The sequence below is a fragment of the Acerihabitans sp. genome, from assembly GCF_036398755.1.
In the GTDB taxonomy this organism is placed as follows: Bacteria; Pseudomonadota; Gammaproteobacteria; order Enterobacterales; family Enterobacteriaceae; genus Acerihabitans.
Window position 1 is genome coordinate 13938 of the sequence record NZ_DASWOM010000114.1, and the last position, 21527, is coordinate 35464.

Sequence of the window (21527 nt, forward strand, 5' to 3'; positions counted from 1 at the left end):
AATACTTGAACGTAATTGACGAGTAGCGGATAATGAATGTTCACATCGGGTTGGTGGCTTAAGCCCGATGACCTTGGTTGGGAGCAGAATTCTGGAGTAGAGTAATGAGTGAAACTGCGGTACTGCCACTACAATTCACCGACTCAGCGGCGAAAAAAGTGAAGCATCTGATTGCGGATGAAGAGAACCCGAACCTGAAGCTGCGGGTCTATATCACCGGCGGTGGCTGTAGCGGCTTCCAATATGGTTTTACCTTTGACGATAAGATCAACGAAGACGATTTAACCATTGAAAAACAGGGCGTTGCATTAGTGGTGGATCCCATGAGCCTGCAATACCTGATCGGCGGTTCGGTGGATTACACCGAAGGGCTCGAAGGGTCGCGTTTTGTCGTTACCAACCCCAATGCCAAGACCACCTGCGGCTGCGGGTCGTCGTTCAGCATCTGATTCCCGGGCGGAACAGGCTGCCAATGTTACCGGTACGGCATGCCGCGCCGGTATTTTTATGCGCGTAATTTACCCTGGCGCCGATAGCGGCGCCAAAGGCCCGTCGTCCCGCGGGTCGTGGCTGTCGATGCCCTGCTCGTCGATATTACTCCTTGCCTTCCAGTTCAAACGTCGGCAGTTTCAGATGCCAGCGGATCGCCGCCAGCCGGATGCCAAGCGTAATCGCCATGCCCAATACCGACGCGTGCTGGGCGTCGACATGAAAGACGTGGAAGGCGGTGGTATGCGCGATGCCGCCGATAATGCAGGCGGTGGCGTAGATCTCGGTACGCAGGATCATCGGGATCTCCCGCGCCAGCACGTCGCGGATGATGCCGCCGCCCACGCCGGTAATCACCCCCATGCACACCGCTATCAACGGACCGGTGCCGCTGGCGAACGCCTTGTTGACGCCGATGCCGACAAACACCGCCAGGCCGATGGCGTCCAGCACCGGCAGGATCCATTTTGGCAATTGCCGGGGTTGCCTTATCACCAGTATGGCGACCAGACAGGTGACCATCGCCACCACCAGATCGGTGGGATCGCGCACCCAGAACACCGGCCCGCTATTCAGCGCCATATCCCGAATGGTGCCGCCGCCCACCGCGGTAACCACCCCCAGCACCAGCACCCCGAACGGATCCATGCGCAACTTGCCGGCCAACAGCACGCCGGACACGGCGAATACCGCCGTGCCAAGCACATCGAGAAAACCCAACATCACTGCGCTCCTGTATCAATACGCCGTATACGGCGGGCACCTCAATACACCCCGACCTCAGTGCGCTTTCGTGATGGACATATCCGCCAACTGTTGGCACAAGGCCTGCGCCGCCAGCAAAATGCGCGGCCCGCTGCGGTTAAACCAATCTTCGTTAAGCGCGATAACCGGCACCGCCAGCTGCGGCTGCCAGAAGTCCCTGATGGCGGTGATGCGCTCAGGGTCGCCGGCGACCACGATCACCTGCGGCTTACGGCTTAGCACCTGTTCGCGGCCTACCTGTGGCCAGGGCACCGGGCTGTCGGCAAAAATATTATGCGCCCCGCACAGCGCCAGGACCTGGCTTTGCAGCGTCTGTTTGCCGGCGGTAAACAGCGGCTGGACGCCAAATTGCATAAATACCCGCGCCGGCGCATTGCCGGCGTAGCGGCGTTTCAGGTCCGCCGCCTGCTGGCGCACGGCGCGCGCCGCCTGATGAGCCTGCTCGGGATGGGGGCTGTAGCGCGCCAGGCCATCAAGGGCGCGCGCCATATCCTCCACGCTCAGCGGATCGATATAGACAATGGGGATACCGAAGGCGGCCAACTGGTCCAGCTCACGCTGCGGGTTGCCGCCGCGCCATGCCAGGATAAGGTCCGGCTTCAGCGCCAGCACCCGCTCGACGTTGATGCCTTGCCAGGAGGCAACCTGCTCAAGCTTGCGCGCGGCCGGGGGATAATCAGACCAGCTGCTCGCCGCCACCATCACCTCGCCCATGCCCGCGGCATAGGCCATTTCGGTGGCATGGGGCGCCAGGCTGACCACCCGGTGGACCGCCCAGGCCGGCGGGGCGGTAAACAGCGCCAGCAGCAACAGCCATCCCCGCGCCGCCCTGCGGGTCGACATTACTGCCGCTGTCCGGCCAGGCTTTGCAGCATGGCCGCCACCACACGGCTGGACTGTTCGGCCGCCACAGTCAAAAACTCGTCGAAGCTCAGATGGGACGCCTGGTCCGCCACATCGGAAATAGCGCGCACCACCACGAAGGGCACCGCGAACTGATGGCACACATGGGCAATGGCCGTGGCCTCCATTTCCACCGCAACGGCCTGGGGGAACAGGGCGCGGATACGGTTCAGCGGCTCCGCGCCGTTGATAAACGCATCCCCGCTGACCACCAGGCCGCGCACGGCGTGCTGATCCAACCGGCCGATGCAGCTTTCCGCCAGGGCGATCAGGGCCGCGTCCGCCGCGAAGGCCGCCGGGCACTGCGCCATTTGTCCCGGCTCGTAACCGAAGGCGGTAACATCCACATCGTGATAACGGACTTCGGTGGAGACGACGATATCCCCGACGCTTAGGGATGAGGCCAGGCCGCCCGCGGAGCCGGTATTGATCACGTTATCGGGATGAAAATGATCCAGTAGCAGCGTGGCGCCCAGCGCGGCTGAAACCTTGCCGATACCGGATTTCACCAACGCCACCTCGACGCCATGGAGCCGGCCGCTGTAAATTTCGCATCCCGCCTGCCGCCAGGTGGTGCGACTATCCATCTGGTCGCGCAGCAGCGACACTTCCTGTTCCATCGCGCCGATAATGCCAACTCTCATCTGGTTGTCCTTCTGGTTGAGAAACAGTTGATAATAAATAGTGAATAGTAAACTGGCCGTTTAACCGGCGCCGCCATTCTATCACGGCTGCGGCCCGGAAATAATGACCGCCGCTGTTGCATTTAGCGGCGGGTATGGGTATCACGGTATAAGAAATCATCCCGGGGAACATGATGTCCGTAATCGACTTTAGCAAGAAGCTCAGTTTTCAGCGCCCGTTTAGTCAGCCCATCGTCGCCGAGGATGAATATAGCGTCATCCGCCAGTTTGAAAGCGATCGCGGGCGGATTATCAATTCCGCCGCCATTCGCCGCCTGCAGCAAAAAACCCAGGTTTTTCCCCTGGAGCGCAACGCGGCGGTGCGCTCCAGGCTGACCCACTCCATGGAGGTGCAGCAGGTCGGGCGGCATATCGTCAAAGAGGTCTTTCACCAGCTCAAGCGCGAGCAGCGCATCGCGCCGCTGGGGCTGGAACTGCTGGAGGCGCCGTTTGAAAGCATCGTGGAAATGGCCTGCCTGATGCATGATATCGGCAATCCTCCGTTCGGCCATTTCGGCGAGGCGGCCATCAACGACTGGTTCGGCCAGCGTCTGGACATCGCCGGCCTGGGCAACGAGGCCCAGGGCAACGATCGTTGCCGGGTGGAGGTGCTGCGCCTGCGCGCCGGCGAGAACGACGATAACGCGCTGCGCAGCCGTATCCGGCTCGATCTGTGTCATTTCGAAGGCAATGCCCAGGCCATCCGCATGGTGCATAGCCTGCTGAAGCTCAACCTGACTTATGCCCAGGTGGGCTGTATCCTCAAATACACCCGTCCGGCCTATTGGCGCGGCGCGATACCGGCCGAGTTTAGCTACCTGATGAAAAAACCGGGCTACTACCTGGCCGAGGAAGAGTATGTCAAAGCGTTGCGCGAGCAGCTGGCGCTGGGGGAATTCCATCGCTTTCCGCTGACCTACATCATGGAAGCCGCCGACGATATTTCCTACTGCATCGCCGATCTGGAAGATGCGGTGGAAAAAAAGATCTTTACCGTCGAGCAGCTTTATAACTACCTGCAACAAGAATGGGGCAGGGTGGATAAAGGCGATTTATTTGAAAAAGTGGTCGGCCAGGCGTTTGATAAGATAATGCGCAACCAGGGACTGCGCAGCGGCGATCAGTTTTTTATGTATTTACGGGTAAATACCGTGGCGCGTCTGGTGCCCCATGCGGCGAAGCGGTTTCTCGACAATCTGTCGCCGATATTCGAAGGCTGTTTTAACCAGGCGCTGCTGGAGGACTCCAGCCCGGCTTACCGGTTATTGAAAATATTCAAAGGCGTGGCCTTTAAACACGTGTTCAACCATCCGGAGGTGGAACAGCTGGAATTACAGGGCTACCGGGTCATCAGCGGCCTGCTTGAAATCTACAATCCCTTGCTGGAAATGCCGCTGGCGGCGTTTCGCGAGCTGGCGGCGCAGGATTACCACCGGGATTACATGATCCCCACCCGCCTGTTTCATAAACTTTCCACCAAACATCGCCTGGCTTATGGTGAAGCGGTAGCGCAATTAAATCGCTATCCACCGCGCCAGCAGCCCATGATGGAATTTTATTATCGGGCGAGATTAATTCAGGACTATATTAGTGGCATGACCGACCTGTATGCCTGGGACGAATATCGACGTTTAATGGCGGCGGAGTAAAAGACGGATAACGCAGCTTTTGTAAATAAGTCCAACACTTTTTTACTATTATGGTTTTTTTGCAAATGAACTTCGGGTTATTTGATTAATCTCACAGATACGACCACAGCTATGGGTCCGCATCATTACCTGATTCTTACAGTTGAGATAATGTTAAATGAAAAAAACTCCTTTGGTCCTGAGTGCGCTGGCATTGTGTCTGGGTGTGGCGCTGGCGCCGCTTTCGTCGGTCGCGGCGGAAACCGCCTCGACCAACCAGCAGCTTCCCAGCCTGGCGCCGATGCTGGAAAAAGTGATGCCCTCGGTGGTCAGCATCAGTGTTGAAGGCAGCGCCGCCGTCAGTTCGGCGCGCGTGCCGGATCAGTTACAGCAGTTCTTCGGCCAGGACTCCCCGCTGTGCCAGGAGGGTTCGCCCTTCCAGGCGTCGCCTTTGTGCCAGGGCGGCGGTGAGGGCGGCGGCGCTGAAGGCGACGGCAATACCCCGCCGGCCAAGGAGAAGTTCATGGCGCTGGGGGCGGGCGTGATTATTGATGCCCAGAAAGGCTATGTGGTCACCAACAACCATGTGGTTAACGACGCCACAAAAATCCAGGTACAGCTGTATGACGGGCGCAGGTTCGACGCCAAGATCATCGGCCGCGATCCCCGCTCCGATCTGGCCCTGGTGCAACTGATCGAGTTTAAAAACCTGACCGCCATTAAAATGGCCGATTCGGACCAGCTGCGGGTCGGCGACTACACCGTGGCCATCGGCAATCCCTACGGGCTGGGGGAAACCGCCACCTCGGGCATCGTGTCCGCGCTGGGGCGCAGCGGGCTGAATATCGAAAACTATGAAAACTTTATCCAGACCGACGCCGCCATCAACCGCGGCAACTCAGGCGGCGCGTTGGTTAACCTTAACGGTGAGCTGATTGGCATCAATACCGCCATATTGGCCCCGGACGGCGGCAATATCGGCATCGGTTTCGCCATACCCAGCAATATGGTGAAAAACCTGACGGCGCAGCTGGTGGAATACGGCCAGGTCAGGCGTGGCGAAATCGGCATCCTTGGCACCGAACTCAACTCGGAGCTGGCCAAGGCGATGAAAGTCGACGCCCAGCGCGGCGCCTTTGTCAGCCAGGTGTTGCCTAAATCCGCCGCCGAGAAGGCCGGGGTGAAAGCCGGCGACGTCATTGTCACCATGAACGGCCGGCCGATAAACAGCTTCGCCGCATTCCGCGCGGATGTCAGTTCGCAGCCGGTCGGCACCAAGGTCCAGCTTGGCCTGCTGCGCGACGGCAAGCCGGTGAACGTCGAGGTGATCCTCGAGCAGAGCTCGCAGCCGCAGCTTGATTCCGGCAATGTCTTTACCGGCATCGAAGGGGCGGAGCTCAGCAACCTGGACACCGGCGGCCAGAAGGGCGTTAAGGTGGACAATGTCAAGGCGGGCAGCACCGCGGCGAAAGTCGGCCTGAAGAAAGGCGATATTATTCTGGGTGTTAACCAGCAGCCGGTGCAGAATATCGGCGAACTGCGGAAAATCCTCGATACCAAACCGCCGGTACTGGCATTAAACGTCAAACGCGGCGACACCTCGCTTTACCTGCTGGCGCAGTAGTCCTTTGCCATCGGCGCGGCTCACAGGGATGTGGGCCATGCCCACCCCCGATTTCCCGGAAGAATGTGATATCCCGCACAAAATAAGTGAGTAAGATCACGCTTTGTGCCATTGCACAATGTATGAGCGCCCAGCAGCGGGTATAATAGGGCAAAGGGCTTAACACAACCGAGGCGGGGATGGCAACGTATCATCTTGATGCGAAATTGGCGCAAGAAATTGTGGCAAGAACGATGCAGATTATCGACAGTAACATCAACGTGATGGATGCGCGTGGCCGGATTATCGGCAGTGGCGACGAAGAACGCGTCGGCGAGCTGCATGAAGGCGCCTTGCTAGCCTTGTCCCAGGCCCGGGTGGTGGATATTGACGACGGCGTGGCCCGGCATTTGCACGGCGTGCGGCCCGGTATCAACCTGCCGCTGAAAATCGACGGCAATATCGTCGGCGTTATCGGCCTGACCGGCAACCCCAGCCAGCTGCGGCAATTTGGCGAACTGGTCTGCATGACGGCGGAGATGATGCTGGAGCAGGCGCGTTTGCTGCATATGCTGGCGCAGGACAGCCGCCTGCGCGAGGAGCTGGTGCTGAATCTCATCCGCGCCGAGGAAGTCACGCCGGCGCTGATCGAATGGGCCCAGCGGCTGGGCATTGATATCAACCAGCCGCGGGTTGCGGCGGTGGTGGAGGTGGACAGCGGCCAATTCGGCGTGGACAGCGCCATGGCGGAATTGCAGCAATTACAAACGCTGCTGACCACGCCCGAGCGCGATAACCTGATTGCCATCGTTTCGCTCACGGAAATGGTGGTGCTGAAACCCGCGCTGAACAGCCACGGGCGCTGGGACGCGGAAGAACATCGCCGGCGGGTGGATACGCTGTTTTCACGCATGACCGAAAGCAGCCGCCTGCGGGTGCGCATCGCCCTGGGTAACTTTTTCCCGGGCGCCGGCGGCATCGCCCGTTCCTGGCGCACCGCGCGCACCACCATGTCGGTGGGCAAGCAGCGGCTGCCGGAGCAGCGCCGCTACTTTTATCCCGATCTGATGCTGCCGGTATTGCTCGACAGCCTGCGCGGCGGCTGGCAGGCCAGTGAACTGGTGCGCCCGCTGGCAAAACTCAAGGCCATGGACAACAACGGCCTGCTGCGCCGCACGCTGATCGCCTGGTTTCGCCATAATGTCCAGCCCACGCCCACCTCCAAGGCGCTGTTTATCCACCGCAACACCCTGGAATACCGCCTCAACCGCATCTCGGAGATGACCGGCCTGGATCTGGCCAACTTCGACGACCGGCTGCTGCTCTACATCGCGCTGCAACTGGATGACGAAGCCTGATTTCCATCATGGCAGCCTGCTTGGCCGCCGATAGGCGGTGAGCACGGCGCGCCGCGCCCACCATCATGATGTTAGCGCACCATGGCCGGCCGTTTCCGGTCAAAGGTCCAGCCGGGAATCAAATACTGCATGGCCTGCGCGTCGTTACGCGCCCCGGACGGCATGTGCTTATACAGCTCATGTTGTTTTTCGAGCTGCGCCATATCGATTTCCACCCCCAGCCCCGGTTTACCGTTGAGTTTGATCGCCCCGTCGACGATTTGCAGCGGCTCTTTGGTCAGGTGCTCGCCTTCCTGCCAGATCCAATGGGTATCCAGCGCGGTGGGCTTGCCCGGCGCGGCGGCGCCCACATGGATAAACATCGCCAGCGAAATATCAAAATGGTTATTGGAATGGCAGCCCCAGGTCAGGCCCCATTCATCGCACAGCTGCGCCACGCGGATGGCGCCCCGCAGGGTCCAGAAATGCGGGTCGGCCAGCGGAATATCAATGGCGTTAAGCTGCACGGCGTGGTTAAGCTCGCGCCAGTTGGTGGCAATCATATTGGTCGCCACCGGCAGCCCGGTGGCGCGCTTGAATTCCGCCATCACCTCGCGCCCGGAAAAGCCCTGCTCGGCGCCGCAGGGATCCTCGGCATAGGCCAGCACGCCGCGCATATCCTTACACAGATCGATGGCCTCGTTAAGCGACCACGCGCCGTTGGGGTCGATGGTAATGCGCGCGTCCGGGAACCGCTTGGCCAGCGCCGTTACGGTCTCAATCTCGCTGGCGCCGGCCAGCACACCGCCCTTGAGTTTGAAATCCTTGAAACCATAACGATCCTGCGCGGCCTCCGCCTGGCGCACCAGGGCTTCGGTGGTCATGGCCGTTTCGCGCCGCAGCCGGTACCAGTCATGGGACGCCCGGCCCGGACCGGCCTGATAAGGCAGGTCGGTCAGAGTTCTGTCGCCGACATAAAACAAATACCCCAGCACCGGCACGCTGTCGCGCTGTTTGCCCGGGCCGAGCAGTTCCGCTACCGGCACGCCAAGGTGCTGGCCCATCAAATCCAGCAGCGCCGCCTCAAGGGCGGCCACCGCATTGACCCGCAGCTCAAAGGTCCAGGCGCCCTGGGCGAAGGAATCAAAATCGTTGCTGACATGCCCCTGGTGTACGTCGTGCACTATGCGGTTAAGCGTCGCCAACGGCTGGCCCACGACCCGTTGCCTGGCCTCCAGCAGCGTGTTGAGAATCACGTCGCCGCCCGGCGCCTCGCCGACGCCGGTATGCCCGGCGTTATCGGTGAGGATGACAATGTTGCGGGTAAAATAGGCGCCGTGGGCGCCGCCGATATTCATCAGCATACTGTCATGGCCCGCAACCGGCACCACCTGCATGGCGGTCACCGTTGGCGCGCCGGAAAAATCACTGTGCTCCATTACCTTCTCCTGCTGTTGCAAACTGCTATGTCAAAGAAAATTTCACGCCGTCAACGGCTTAAGCACCAGGCGTTGAATCTTGCCCACGATAAACAGATAACTCAATATCACCACCAGGCCGTTGGCGGCGACGTAAATCAGCGCGCCGTCGAAGGATCCGGTTTTATTGAGGATATAACCGATGACAATCGGCGTGGTGATGGCGCCGATTTGCGTTACCAGGTTAAGCACGCCGCCGCTCAGGCCGACAATCTCTTTCGGCGCGGTGTCCGCGTTGACCGTCCAGCCCAGCGCGCCGATGCCTTTGCCGAAGAACGCCAGCGACATGGCCGCCACCACCACCACATCCGAGGTGGTATAGTTGCAAATCACCATGCTGGTACACATCAGCATGCCGAGAATGATCGGCGTCTTGCGCGCCACCGACAGGGAGAACCCCTTGTTAAGCAGGTAATCGGAGAAAATACCGCCGAGCACGCCGCCGATACAACCGCAGATTGCCGGTAGCGCCGCGACAAAACCGGCCTGGAGGATCGACATGCCCCGTCCCTTCACCAGGTAAATCGGAAACCACGAGAGGAAAAACCAGGTAATGGCGTTAACGCAGTAGTTGGCCAGATAGATACCCAGCAGCATCCGGCTGGACAGCAACTGCTTGATATATCCCATTTGCGGACCGGCGTCTTTTTTGTTGTTGACCGCCGCGTTGTCCATGTCCACCAGGGCGCCGCCGGCGCGTAGATAGTCCAGCTCTTGCTTGCTCACCTTAGGATGGTCAAGCGGACTGTACATGGTCTTGTACCAGACCAGCGACAACACCACGCCCACCACGCCCATCACGATAAACACATATTCCCAGCTCACTTCCTGGGTTATCCATCCCAACAGCGGGTTGAATATCACCAGCGCGGCGTACTGGGAAATATTGAATATGGCCGAGGCGGTGCCGCGCTCCCTGACCGGGAACCAGGCGGAGACGATTCTGCTGTTGGCCGGCATCACCGGCGCCTCGGCGAAGCCGACCATAAAGCGCAGCAGGAACAGCATCATCGCCGCGGAGGCGAAGTAGAGTACAAACCCCTGCATAAAGGTGAATATCGACCAGATCAAAATGGCGATGCCGTAAATCAGTTTTGATCCAAATCGATCCAGCAGCCAGCCGCCCGGCAGCTGCGCCAGGGTATAAGCCCAGCCGAACGCCGAGAAAATATAGCCCATTTGCAGCGGATCCAGCCCTAGATCGGAGGCGACGTGCGGGCCGGCGATGGACAGTGTGGAACGGTCGGCATAGTTAACCGTACTGATGATAAACAAAATTGCCAAGATCCAAAACCTGGAGCGGGTTTTGTGGGTGGCGACGGAAATTGAGTTTTCAGCCATGATTCCTCTTCCCGGTTGGGGAAAGCGATCGGAAGATCGGGTACGTAAGTAAGGCGCCCCACGTTGCTTTAATGATGGTCTTGTTATGGTAGCGCTGTCATTTTGCCGCCGGTAATATCTGGCTCGCCTGGGCAAAAGCAGAGTATAAGGGGTGGGACATGGCCGCACATTGTGCTGATGACTGAATGAAATGCGGCAAAACATAAAGTTTTGTGGCGGAAGTACAGGGTAATGTGACCGGCGTCGGGTATCAACAGGGTTTTGTGACCGGCATAACATATTTATGCCCTGTGGCGCGGCGAACCGCCGACATCGCCGTTTTTAACGCCGGCGATTGCTATTTTAATCATTCCAAGACTCAGCTCACATAAAAATAATCCTGATCGGTGAGCTCTGTCACGGCAAGGCCGGCTTAGCGGTTATTTTTGTCCAGATTAACCGCCAAGGATTATGCATACGCATAATGTCAGGGGCGCGCCATGACGTTATAGTCATTAGCGTCTGCCTTTGCGACGGATTCCCGTCCCCCTATGTTGTGCATCTAGCCAAGGAAAGAGTATGACTCCTGTTATCACCACCATGAAAGTCATTCCGGTTGCCGGCCATGACAGTATGTTGCTTAATCTCAGCGGCGCCCATGGCCCGTTTTTTACCCGTAATATTGTTATTCTCACCGACAACGCCGGCCATACCGGGGTGGGTGAAATTCCCGGCGGGGAAAAAATACGCCGCACGCTGGAGGAAGCCGCCGCGCAGGTGGTGGGCCAGGCGCTGGGCCAGTATAAAAACGTCATGAGCGCCGTGCGCCGGCAATACGCCGACCGGGATGCCGGCGGCCGTGGCCAGCAGACGTTCGATCTGCGTACCACCATCCATGTCGTCACCGGCATCGAGGCGGCGATGCTCGATCTGCTGGGCCAGTTTCTGGACGTGCCGGTGGCGGCGCTGCTGGGCGAGGGGCAACAGCGCGACGAAGTGGAGATGCTCGGTTACCTGTTTTATATCGGCGATCGCCTGCGTACCGATTTACCCTACCGCGACCAGGCGGATGATGCCTGCGACTGGTATCGCCTGCGCCACGAAAAGGCGCTGACGCCACAGGCGGTGGTGCGCCTGGCCGAGTCCGCTTATGAAAAATACGGATTTAACGATTTCAAGCTCAAGGGCGGCGTGCTGGCCGGCCAGGAGGAGGCCGAGGCGGTTACCGCGCTTGCGGCGCGTTTCCCCCAGGCGCGCATCACCCTGGATCCGAACGGCGCCTGGTCGCTGGCCGAGGCCATCGTTCTGGGTAAACGGCTGCGCGGCGTGCTGGCCTATGCCGAGGATCCCTGCGGCGCCGAGCAGGGCTTTTCCGGGCGCGAGGTGATGGCGGAGTTCAAGCGCGCCACCGGCCTGCCCACCGCCACCAACATGATCGCCACCGACTGGCGCCAGATGGGACATACCCTGGCGCTGCAATCGGTGGATATCCCGCTGGCCGATCCGCATTTCTGGACCATGCAGGGCTCGGTGCGGGTCGCGCAGCTCTGCCATGAATGGGGCCTGACCTGGGGATCGCATTCCAATAATCATTTTGATATTTCGCTGGCGATGTTTACCCATGTGGCCGCGGCCGCGCCGGGAAAGATTACCGCCATCGATACCCACTGGATCTGGCAGGAGGGAGACCAGCGTCTGACCAAAGAACCGCTGCGTATCGTCGGCGGCAAAGTCAAGGTACCGGAAAAACCGGGGCTGGGCGTGGAGCTGGATATGGAGCAGGTCATGAAAGGCCATGCGCTCTATCAACAGCACGGCCTGGGCGCGCGGGACGACGGCATGGCGATGCAATACCTGATCCCCGACTGGCGGTTCGACCCCAAACGGCCGGCCTTGGTGCGTTAACCCGGGGCGCGGCGCAAAAAAAAAGGCCGGGAGTTATCCCGGCCAAGCTATCAAAGTTCATTCATACATATCAAAGGGTGGTTCGGTGGTAGTGGTAATTCGGTGGTGGCGGCAATCAGGTCACCGGCGCCGGGTTGAATACCGACAGGGCGTTATGAATGCCCCATTGATCGGACCAGGTTTTTTTGCGGCCGCTGGCGATATCCAGGATCAGTTCAAACAATAGCCAACCCACGTCTTCAATGGTCGCCCGGCCGGTGGCGATGGATCCGGCGCTGATATCCATCAAATCAAACCAGCGATCGGCCAGCGCGTCGCGCGTCGCCATCTTGATGACCGGCACGGCAACCAAACCGTAAGGCGTACCGCGGCCGGTGGTAAATACCTGGATGGTAATGCCGGAGGCCAACTGCTGGGTACCGCAAATAAAATCACTGGCGGGAGTGGCGGCGAAAATCAGACCCTTTTTCGTCGGACGCTGGCCGGGGGAGAGTACTTCCACAATGGCGCTGGTGCCCGATTTTGCAATGGATCCGAGCGATTTTTCCACGATGTTGGCCAAACCGCCTTTTTTATTACCCGGGGTGGTATTGGCGCTGCGATCGCTTTTACCATCGTCCAGGTAGTTATCATACCAAGCCATTTCCTCCAGCATCCGGCGTCCCACCTGCTCGTCAGCCGCCCGCGGCGTCAGAAGATGGATGGCGTCGCGTACTTCGGTGACTTCGGAAAACATCACCGTGGCGCCGCAGCGCACCAGCAGATCGGAGGCAAAACCCACCGCCGGATTGGCGGTAACGCCTGAGAACGCATCGCTGCCGCCGCACTGCGTGCCCACCACCAGATCGGATACCGGGCAGGTTTGGCGCTGACGGGAATTCAGACGGCGCAAATGATCTTCCGCCACCTGCAAAATATCATCCACCATGGACTTAAAGCCCACATGCTTCTCGTCCTGTAACCGGGTGATGCTCACGCCCGGGCGCTCCACCGCGATGGGAACCTGATCATCGGTACCGGCCAGCAGGCGTTCCGGCGGCAATTTTTCGCAGCCCAAGCCGATCACCATGATTTCGCCGCCGAAATTGGGGTTCAGGGCGATGTTATGGATGGTGCGAATCGGCACCACCGCGGCGGGCGCGTTAATGGCCACGCCGCAGCCGTACAAATGGCTGAGTCCCACCACGCCGTCGACGTTCGGGTATTTTGGCAACAGATCGCGTTCAATCAGTTTTACCACGTATTCAACCACGCCGGCCACGCACTGTACGCTGGTGGTGATGCCCAGCAGGTTTTTGGTGCCCACGCTGCCGTCGGGATTGCGGTAACCTTCGAAGGTATACCCTTCCAGCGGCGGCAGTACCGGCGGCACCTTGGTGGCCAGCGGCAGGGTCTCCAGCGCCGGCGCCTTGGGCATTTCGACCAGCGATTCATCTATCCAGCTGCCCAGTTTGATATCACGCATGGCGTAACCAATCACTTCGCCATAACGTATGATATCGCCGCCGGTCGGGATATCGCGCAACGCGACTTTGTGTCCTTGCGGGACATGCTCAATTAACGTCAGGCCGTCCGAAAATCGGGTGCCGGCCGGTAAGCCATTGTTGTTCACGATAATCGCGACGTTATCGTCGACGTGAACTTTGATATACAATGCCTTTTCCGCATTGGTCATTATTGTTGATGACATACACTTCTCCGCAAATACTAATCTGTTGTTATAACCCGAACCAGGGTTCAGCCAGGATAACAATACGGGTGATGAGGATATTATAAGCGGAATGGGAAGACATCTCATTGTGCAAATGCATGATTTTTAGCGGGGATAAACGCCAGATATTTGTCATGTGTACCATAAGATGTGACAAGGCTCACCCTTCCCGCCGACCAAACCCGCCGGCAAAAAATAACGTGACGACCGTCGTGCTTTCACGTGCCCTTGTCCAAAAATATGGTTATTTTACGCTTTATTGTTGTGCTTATGCACAGTGCCATTTTTCATGATGGTTTTTATACTATGGGTGTCAGTGAAATAAGACACCAACCGGCCTGCCGGTGAAATAAAAAGACTCATACGAGAAAATATTAACTCACGATAAAAAAGTGTAACGCAAAAAATAGTGTGGTAATGATTTTTTGTGTTCCCGGAGTTTATCGCCTGATTAGAGCGTATTCCATGACCACTTCACCTCTGGTATCAAGTAAAACAAAGACGCATGTTCGTTATGTCATTTTATTAATTATCTTTCTGGTCACCGCGGTTAACTACGCCGATCGGGCAACGCTTTCCATTGCCGGTTCCGACGTCGCCAAAACGCTGGGGCTGGACGCCGGGCAAATGGGGCAGATATTTGCCGCGTTCGGCTGGGCGTATCTTATCATGCAAATCCCCGGCGGCTGGCTGCTGGACCGCTTCGGGTCCAAACGCGTTTATACCTACAGCCTGTTTTTCTGGTCGCTGTTTACGCTGTTGCAAGGCTTCGTCGGGTTTTTCCCGCTGGCCTACGGCGCGATGACGCTGTTTATCCTGCGCTTTATGCTGGGTTTTTCCGAGGCGCCTTCGTTCCCGGCCAACGCCCGCATCGTTGCCGCCTGGTTCCCCGCCATTGAACGCGGCACCGCGTCGGCGATTTTTAACTCGGCGCAGTATTTCGCTCTGGCGATATTCTCACCCATCCTGGGCTGGCTGACCTTTACCTGGGGATGGGAACATGTCTTCACCGTCATGGGCGTGCTGGGCTTTATCATGACCATGGTGTGGATCAAATATATCCAAAACCCGAACAAGCATCCGAGCGTTTCGCAGCAGGAGCTGGATTATATCTCCGCCGGCGGCGCCATGGTTGATATGGATGCGCCGAAAGACGGCAAAAAAGAAGGACCGAAATGGGATTATGTGAAGCAGATGCTGACCAACCGCATGATGCTCGGCGTATTCTTCGGCCAATATTTTATCAACAGTATTACCTGGTTCTTCCTGACCTGGTTCCCCATCTATCTGGTGCAGGATAAAGGCATGTCGATCCTGAAAGTGGGCCTGATTGCCTCGATTCCGGCGCTGTTCGGTTTCGCCGGCGGCGTCTTGGGCGGCGTGGTGTCCGATATCCTGATCAAACGCGGCCATTCGCTGACCGTGGCGCGTAAAATACCGATCGTGGTGGGCATGCTGCTGGCCACCAGCATTATCCTGTGCAACTACACCAATAATACGGTCATCGTGGTGGCGCTGATGGCGCTGGCGTTCTTCGGTAAAGGCTTCGGCGCGCTGGGCTGGCCGGTGATTTCCGATACCGCGCCCAAAGAAGTCATCGGCCTGTGCGGCGGCATCTTCAACGTATTCGGCAACGTCGCCTCTATCGTCACGCCGCTGGCCATCGGTTATATGGTCAAGGAATTGCATTCTTTCAACGCCGCGCTGATTTTTGTCGGCTGTTCCGCCCTGGCGGCCATGCTGTGCTACCTGGTGGTGGTCGGCGAAATCAAGCGGCTGGTGCTGGTTAAATCCTGATATCGTGGGCCCGGAAAGCTTGGGCCCGCTACATTTTGTTTCATTGCATAGAGGTAAATCATGAACACTCCACTACTGCCTAACCGTTTTCGCCAGGGGTTACTTCAGGGGGAAACCCAGATTGGTTGCTGGTGCGCGCTGGCAAATCCGATTACCACGGAAGTACTGGGCCTGGCGGGATTCGACTGGCTGGTATTGGACGGTGAACACGCACCCAACGACATCACCACCTTTGTCCCGCAGCTGATGGCGCTTAAAGGCAGCCACAGCGCGCCGGTGGTGCGCCCGCCCACCAATGAGCCGGTGATTATCAAACGCCTGCTGGATATTGGTTTTTATAATTTCCTGATCCCATTTGTCGAAACAGAAGAGCAGGCCGTGCGCGCGGTATCGTCCACCCGCTATCCGCCCGCCGGCATACGCGGCGTGTCGGTTTCCCATCGTTCCAATATGTTTGGCACCGTGCCGGATTATTACGCCACCATCAACGATAACATCACGGTGCTGGTGCAGATTGAAAGCCAACTGGGCGTGGACAATCTCGACGCCATCGCCGCCGTTGACGGCGTCGACGGTATCTTTGTCGGCCCGGGCGACCTATCCGCGGCGTTGGGTTACATCGGACAGCCGAACCATGCGCAAGTGCAAAGCGTGATCCGCCATATTTTCGCCCGCGCCAAGGCCAACGGCAAACCCAGCGGTATCCTGGCGCCGGTTGAAGCCGATGCCCGCCGTTATCTGGAATGGGGCGCCACCTTTGTCGCGGTGGGTAGCGATAACGGTGTTTTACGCAGCGGCACGCAAGCGCTGGCCGACAAATTTAAAAAATAACCGACAAGGCGCGTCTGACGCGCCCTACACTTTTTATAGCAAGCGTTAAGAGGTAATAGTAATGAAAATTGGATTTATTGGCTTGGGCATTATGGGAAAACCAATGAGCAAAAACCTGCTGAAGGCGGGTTACTCATTAGTGGTGCTGGATCGCAATACCGAAGCGGTAGCCGACGTGGTTGCGGCCGGAGCCACTTCTGCCGACACGGCGAAGGCCGTGGCCGAACAAACCGATGTCATTATCACCATGCTGCCGAACTCTCCGCATGTTAAAGAAGTGGTACTGGGTAAAGACGGCGTGATTGAAGGCGCCAAACGCGGCACGGTGGTCATTGACATGAGCTCCATCGCGCCGTTGGCCAGCCGTGAAATCGCCGCGGCCCTGGCGGAAAAAGGCATTGCCATGCTTGATGCCCCGGTAAGCGGCGGTGAACCCAAAGCCATCGAAGGCACCCTGTCCGTGATGGTCGGCGGTGACGAGGCGTTGTTCAATAAGCATGCCGATTTGCTGAAGGCCATGGCCGCTTCCGTGGTGCATACCGGTGATATCGGCGCCGGCAACGTGACCAAGCTGGCCAACCAGGTGATCGTGGCGCTGAATATTGCCGCTATGTCCGAAGCCCTGGTACTGGCGACCAAAGCCGGCGTCGACCCGGAAAAGGTATTCCAGGCGATACGCGGCGGATTGGCCGGCAGCACGGTGCTGGAAGCCAAGGCGCCGATGGTGCTGGATCGCAACTTCAAACCGGGTTTCCGCATCGATTTGCATATCAAGGATCTGTCCAATGCGTTGGATACCTCCCACGGCGTTGGCGCACAGCTGCCGTTGACCGCGGTGGTAATGGAGATGATGCAGGCCCTGAAGCAAGACGATTTGGGCAATGCGGATCACAGCGCCCTGGCCTGTTATTACGAAAAATTAGCAAAAATTGAAGTTAAGCGGCGATAAATTGGTCGGGCGCCGGTCCGGCGCCCTATGAGGCGGCAAGATAATTTTTTTGCCGGCTTCAGCTCAACAGGCGCAGGTAGTCTATGAAGATAGTAATCGCACCGGATTCTTACAAAGAAAGTTTGTCTGCCTTGGAGGTCGCAACGCAGATTGAACAGGGATTTCGTGACGTGTTTCCAGATGCCCATTACGTTAAACTGCCGGTGGCGGATGGCGGCGAGGGCACCGTGGAGGCCATGGTGGCGGCCACCCAGGGTGAAATTGTCAACGTCAGGGTCACCGGGCCGCTCGGCGACCAGGTGGACGGCTTTTTCGGCCTGTCCGGCGATAAGCAAACCGCGTTTATCGAAATGGCCGCCGCCAGCGGCCTGGAGCTGGTGCGCGCCTGCGACCGCAATCCGCTGTTGACCACCTCCTTCGGCACCGGCGAACTGATCCGCTGCGCTCTGGATCATGGCGTGAAGCATTGCATTATCGGTATCGGCGGCAGCGCCACCAATGACGGCGGCGCGGGTATGGTGCAGGCGCTCGGCGGCGGGCTGCTCGACGAGCAGGGCAGGCAGATAGGCTACGGCGGCGGCCAGTTGGATAAGCTGGCGCGCATCGATATCGCCAATCTGGATCCGCGAATCAGGGACTGCCGTTTCGAGGTCGCCTGCGACGTCACCAACCCCCTGACCGGCGAGGAAGGGGCCACGGCGATATTCGGCCCGCAGAAAGGCGCGACGGCCGCCATGATCCGCCAGCTGGACGCTTCGCTCGGGCACTATGCCGCCATCATCAAACGCGATCTGGATAAAGATGTCGAGCATATCCCGGGCGCGGGCGCGGCCGGCGGCATGGGCGCGGGCCTACAGGCGTTTTGCGGCGCCGAGCTGCGCAAAGGCATCGAAATCGTTACCGAAGCGCTGGGACTGGATGCCCTGGTCAGGGACGCCACCCTGGTGATAACCGGGGAAGGGCGCATCGACAGCCAGACCATCCACGGCAAAGTGCCGATAGGCGTGGCGCTGGTCGCCAAACGCTATAACAAGCCGGTGATAGGCATCGCCGGCAGCCTGACCGCCGACGTGGGCGTGGTGCATCAGCATGGCCTGGATGCGGTGTTCAGCGTGTTATATGAAATTTGCACGCTGGAGGATGCGCTGGAAAACGCCGCCGCCAACGTGCGTATGACCGCGCGTAATATCGCCGCCACCATCAAGCTGGCCCGCGAAATGGCCTGATCTGGCGCGGCCGGCTAAACGCCGGGACAAACGGGCGGCGCGGCCTAACGGCGGCCGCCCGTTTTTTTTTGCGCGCGCGGCCGGCCGCGACCGGCCTGGGCGCCTAAGGGATTCCCGCCAGAAACGGCTCGGACGCCAGGGTCACATTTTCAATTTCGTCCAGCATTTCCAGCCATTCCGGCTCCAGCGACGGCACCGGCGCGCCGGCGCGCAGCTGGCGTTCGATATCGGCGCACAACCGCCTGAGCCTGGGTACGCCGCTGTAGCTGCAACTGCCGTGCAGCTTATGCACCAACTCGCCGATATGCGCGTCCTCGACGCCGTTGACCACGGCGGTTACCCGTTGTTTTACCTCGATTAAAAAGCCGACCAGCATCACCAGCAGATCTTGGGCCAAATCCGGTTTATTGGCGGCCTGCCGCAGCGCCAGCTGCCAATCCAGGGTGGCGTCCCCCGGCGGCTCCCCGGCCGCCGCGGTCTCCTGCGGCGAGCGGTTAACATTCCCGGCGCCATAGCGCGCCAGCAGTTGCTGCAACATCTTTTCGTCGATGGGTTTGGCCAGGTAATCGTCCATGCCGGCCTCAAGCAGTTCCTCCCTTTCATTGCCCAGCGTATGGGCGGTCACCGCCACGATCGGCGTATGGGCGTGGCGCGGCAGCTGCCGCATCAGCTCGGCCGCGCGCAGGCCGTCGATTTCCGGCATCTGGATATCCATCAGGATCAGGTCCAGGGGGTGCCCGTCGGCATAAGCCAGCGCTTCGCGGGCGTTTTGGCATAATATGGTTTGTCCCACCTGTTCTTGCAGCAGCGCGCCGATAAGCTTCAGGTTGGCCGGGTTGTCATCCACCGCCATGACGGTCAACGGCAGGCGCGGGACGTGGGGCGGGCTGAGCTGCGCCGCCACGGGCCACGGCTGCGCGCGCAGCAAGGGTAAAAAACGGTTGGCCGAGACCGGCTTCGCCAGGCAGGCGAAGGCGCCCATGCGTTTGATTTGCTCCGCCTCCACCATCGCGGGGCTGGGCAAGGCCAGGATCACGCAGCCGGCCATGCCGGCCGCTTCAGCCAGCTCGCGCTTGATGTCGATCAACGAAACGCGCTGCGTCACCGGTTTGCCGATAAGCAAAATATCGTAATGACCCGGCGGCAGCTGCGACAGCGTCGGACTGAAGCTGACCACCAGCGGCGTGGCGCGCAGCATGTCCAGCGTCGCCTGGGCGGCGGCGGCATTGCCCTCGACAAACGCCAGGCTTTTGCCGCGCAGGTGGGCATAATCCGGCGCGCCGTCGCCGTCCGTCCCGCTCAGTTGCAAAGGAATATGAAACCAAAAGGACGAGCCGCGGTTAACCTGGCTGTGGAAACTGATATCGCCGCCCATCTCCCTGATGAGCTTCTGGGTAATGACCAGCCCCAGCCCGGTGCCGCCGTGGCGGCGGGTAATGCTGGCGTCCGCCTGGCGAAACGCCTGGAACAGCTGCGACTGCTCGCGTTCGGCGATGCCGATGCCGGTATCGTGGATCTGCACCTCCAGCTCCATCTGGTTGTTGCCGGCCCCGTGCTTTTCGATACGGATATCGATATTGCCCTGCTCGGTGAATTTTATGGCGTTGCCCAACAGATTGGTAATGACCTGCTGCAGGCGCAGCGGATCGCCCACCACCCCATCCGGCACGTCCTGCTGCACGTTGAGGGTGATCTCCAGCCCCTTTTCGTGCGCGGTCTGCGCCAGCAGGACGCTCACCTCATCCAGGGTAGCGCGCAGCGCGAACGGAATGGCCTCCAGCAGCAGCTTGCCGGCCTCCAGTTTGGAAAAATCCAGCACATCGTTAATGATGCTCAGCAGGTTATTGCCCGAGCGTTCGATGGTCTGCAGATAATCCCGTTGCGTTGGCGACAGCGGCGTTTTCAACGTCTGCCGGGTAAAACCGATGACGCCGTTAAGCGGGGTGCGCAGCTCATGGGACATATTGGCCAGAAACTCTGATTTAATGCGCACCGCCTCCTGGGCGCGTTTTTTAGCCAGATCCAGTTCGACGTTCTGGATCTCCATCTGTTCCAGGGTTTCGCGCAGATCCGAGGTGGCCTGATCAATATTCTGCTGCATCTCCTCATGATACGCCGTCAGCGACATGGCCATGGAGTTGATGCCGTTTTTCAGCATATCCAGCTCACCGAGCATATATCCCTCCACCCGGCTGTCGAGCTGGCCGCGACGGATACGGTCGACGGTACTGACCATATTGCGGATGGGGCCGGTGACATCGCGCATCAGGCGATAGGCGAACAGCATGGCGATACACAGGCACAGCAGCAGCAGCAGCGTCGAGACAAAGGCTTCTTTATATTGCTGCAGCCGTACCGAATCCAGGTCAAGCTCAATGGTAATATAGCCCAGCGGCGCGATGTGGACGTCGGCCTGGTTTGCCGGATCGGGCAAATCATCCTCGGCCCAGATGGGCGCGCGCATAATGAGCGCGCCGCCCAGGCGCGACAGGGTCAGCTCGCCGGGCGGCGGACTGCCCGGCGGCAGTTGCCGCTGAGTGATATTCTGACGGTAGTTGGAGCTGGCGAACAGCTTGTTATCGGCGTCGAACACGCTTATCGAACGCACGATATCGGAGTGATGCCGATGCAGCAGGTTGACCAGGTGGCGCACCGCGTCGCGGTCGTGCAGCGTCATGCCGTAAACGGTCGACACCGCCAGGGGTTCGATAATGCTGGTGCCGGCGTCCACCAGCTGATTTTGCAATTCGTTATAACGATGAACGACAAAAAATGCGCTTAGCAGCAAACCGATCAATAACGTCGGCGCCAGAATCAAGATCATCATCCGTGCGCGCAAGCTGTATTTGGTCATAGCGTTCCAATATGGGAGAATGATAACCCGGCTATTCAGGAAACCTGT

Annotated in this window: 16 protein-coding genes; 9 read left to right on the forward strand and 7 right to left on the reverse strand. The window is 59.0% G+C overall.

The window, feature by feature from the left end:
- The first annotated feature begins 104 nt into the window (after nt 1-104).
- Nucleotides 105-449, forward strand: coding sequence for an iron-sulfur cluster insertion protein ErpA (gene erpA / locus VGC33_RS19115; protein ID WP_331122364.1), 345 nt, complete (start codon nt 105-107; stop codon nt 447-449).
- Nucleotides 450-594: 145 nt separating this feature from the next.
- On the opposite strand, the gene VGC33_RS19120 is transcribed toward erpA, so the two are convergent.
- Genes VGC33_RS19120 through mtnN form a run of 3 tightly spaced genes read right to left on the reverse strand, consistent with a single transcriptional unit; the run spans nt 595 to nt 2801 of the window.
- Nucleotides 595-1212 (reverse strand): TRIC cation channel family protein, encoded by a 618-nt coding sequence (locus VGC33_RS19120; RefSeq protein ID WP_414636961.1) that lies wholly within the window; start codon nt 1210-1212, stop codon nt 595-597.
- Between the two features lie 57 nt (nt 1213-1269).
- Complete coding sequence (gene btuF / locus VGC33_RS19125; RefSeq protein ID WP_331122366.1) at nt 1270-2097, reverse strand: vitamin B12 ABC transporter substrate-binding protein BtuF; 828 nt, start codon at nt 2095-2097, stop codon at nt 1270-1272.
- Nucleotides 2097-2801, reverse strand: coding sequence for a 5'-methylthioadenosine/S-adenosylhomocysteine nucleosidase (gene mtnN / locus VGC33_RS19130; protein ID WP_331122367.1), 705 nt, complete (start codon nt 2799-2801; stop codon nt 2097-2099). The genes btuF and mtnN overlap by 1 nt, the downstream gene beginning before the upstream one ends.
- 173 nt (nt 2802-2974) lie before the next feature.
- Between mtnN and dgt the strand changes: the two genes are divergently transcribed.
- The 3 genes from dgt to VGC33_RS19145 all read left to right on the forward strand — a co-directional run bounded on the left by dgt (nt 2975) and on the right by VGC33_RS19145 (nt 7429).
- Entirely contained in the window at nt 2975-4489 is a 1515-nt protein-coding gene (dgt, locus tag VGC33_RS19135) for a dGTPase (RefSeq protein ID WP_331122414.1), read from the forward strand.
- 157 nt (nt 4490-4646) lie between these two features.
- Nucleotides 4647-6092, forward strand: coding sequence for a serine endoprotease DegP (gene degP, locus VGC33_RS19140; protein ID WP_331122368.1), 1446 nt, complete (start codon nt 4647-4649; stop codon nt 6090-6092).
- Between the two features lie 179 nt (nt 6093-6271).
- Complete coding sequence (locus VGC33_RS19145) at nt 6272-7429, forward strand: CdaR family transcriptional regulator (RefSeq protein ID WP_331122369.1); 1158 nt, start codon at nt 6272-6274, stop codon at nt 7427-7429.
- A gap of 71 nt (nt 7430-7500) precedes the next feature.
- Here the strand turns inward: VGC33_RS19145 and VGC33_RS19150 are convergent, their stop codons facing one another.
- Together VGC33_RS19150 and VGC33_RS19155 are read right to left on the reverse strand one after the other, a co-directional pair.
- Nucleotides 7501-8847 carry an enolase C-terminal domain-like protein gene (locus VGC33_RS19150; RefSeq protein ID WP_331122370.1) on the reverse strand — a complete coding sequence of 449 codons (1347 nt, stop codon included), beginning with the start codon at nt 8845-8847 and terminating at the stop codon, nt 7501-7503.
- 42 nt (nt 8848-8889) lie between these two features.
- Nucleotides 8890-10227, reverse strand: a complete 1338-nt coding sequence (locus VGC33_RS19155; RefSeq protein WP_331122371.1) for an MFS transporter — start codon at nt 10225-10227, stop codon at nt 8890-8892.
- Nucleotides 10228-10785: 558 nt separating this feature from the next.
- On the opposite strand from VGC33_RS19155, the gene gudD reads away from it, so the two are divergent.
- Nucleotides 10786-12111 (forward strand): glucarate dehydratase, encoded by a 1326-nt coding sequence (gudD, locus tag VGC33_RS19160; RefSeq protein WP_331122372.1) that lies wholly within the window; start codon nt 10786-10788, stop codon nt 12109-12111.
- 115 nt (nt 12112-12226) lie between these two features.
- Here the strand turns inward: gudD and garD are convergent, their stop codons facing one another.
- Complete coding sequence (gene garD / locus VGC33_RS19165) at nt 12227-13801, reverse strand: galactarate dehydratase (protein WP_331122373.1); 1575 nt, start codon at nt 13799-13801, stop codon at nt 12227-12229.
- A gap of 486 nt (nt 13802-14287) precedes the next feature.
- Between garD and VGC33_RS19170 the strand changes: the two genes are divergently transcribed.
- The 4 genes from VGC33_RS19170 (at nt 14288) to VGC33_RS19185 (ending at nt 18625) form a co-directional block, all read left to right on the forward strand.
- Entirely contained in the window at nt 14288-15619 is a 1332-nt protein-coding gene (locus VGC33_RS19170; protein ID WP_331122374.1) for an MFS transporter, read from the forward strand.
- Nucleotides 15620-15679: 60 nt separating this feature from the next.
- The gene (gene garL / locus VGC33_RS19175; RefSeq protein WP_331122375.1) at nt 15680-16450 is read left to right on the forward strand and encodes a 2-dehydro-3-deoxyglucarate aldolase; all 771 of its coding nucleotides are present in this window, start codon (nt 15680-15682) and stop codon (nt 16448-16450) included.
- Between the two features lie 55 nt (nt 16451-16505).
- Nucleotides 16506-17399: a 2-hydroxy-3-oxopropionate reductase gene (gene garR / locus VGC33_RS19180; RefSeq protein WP_331122415.1), complete on the forward strand. Its 894-nt coding sequence runs from the start codon at nt 16506-16508 to the stop codon at nt 17397-17399.
- 83 nt (nt 17400-17482) lie between these two features.
- On the forward strand, nt 17483-18625 hold the full coding sequence (locus VGC33_RS19185; RefSeq protein WP_331122376.1) for a glycerate kinase: 1143 nt from the start codon (nt 17483-17485) through the stop codon (nt 18623-18625).
- A gap of 103 nt (nt 18626-18728) precedes the next feature.
- On the opposite strand, the gene barA is transcribed toward VGC33_RS19185, so the two are convergent.
- Nucleotides 18729-21479, reverse strand: coding sequence for a two-component sensor histidine kinase BarA (gene barA, locus VGC33_RS19190; protein WP_331122377.1), 2751 nt, complete (start codon nt 21477-21479; stop codon nt 18729-18731).
- Nucleotides 21480-21527 lie beyond the last annotated feature (48 nt).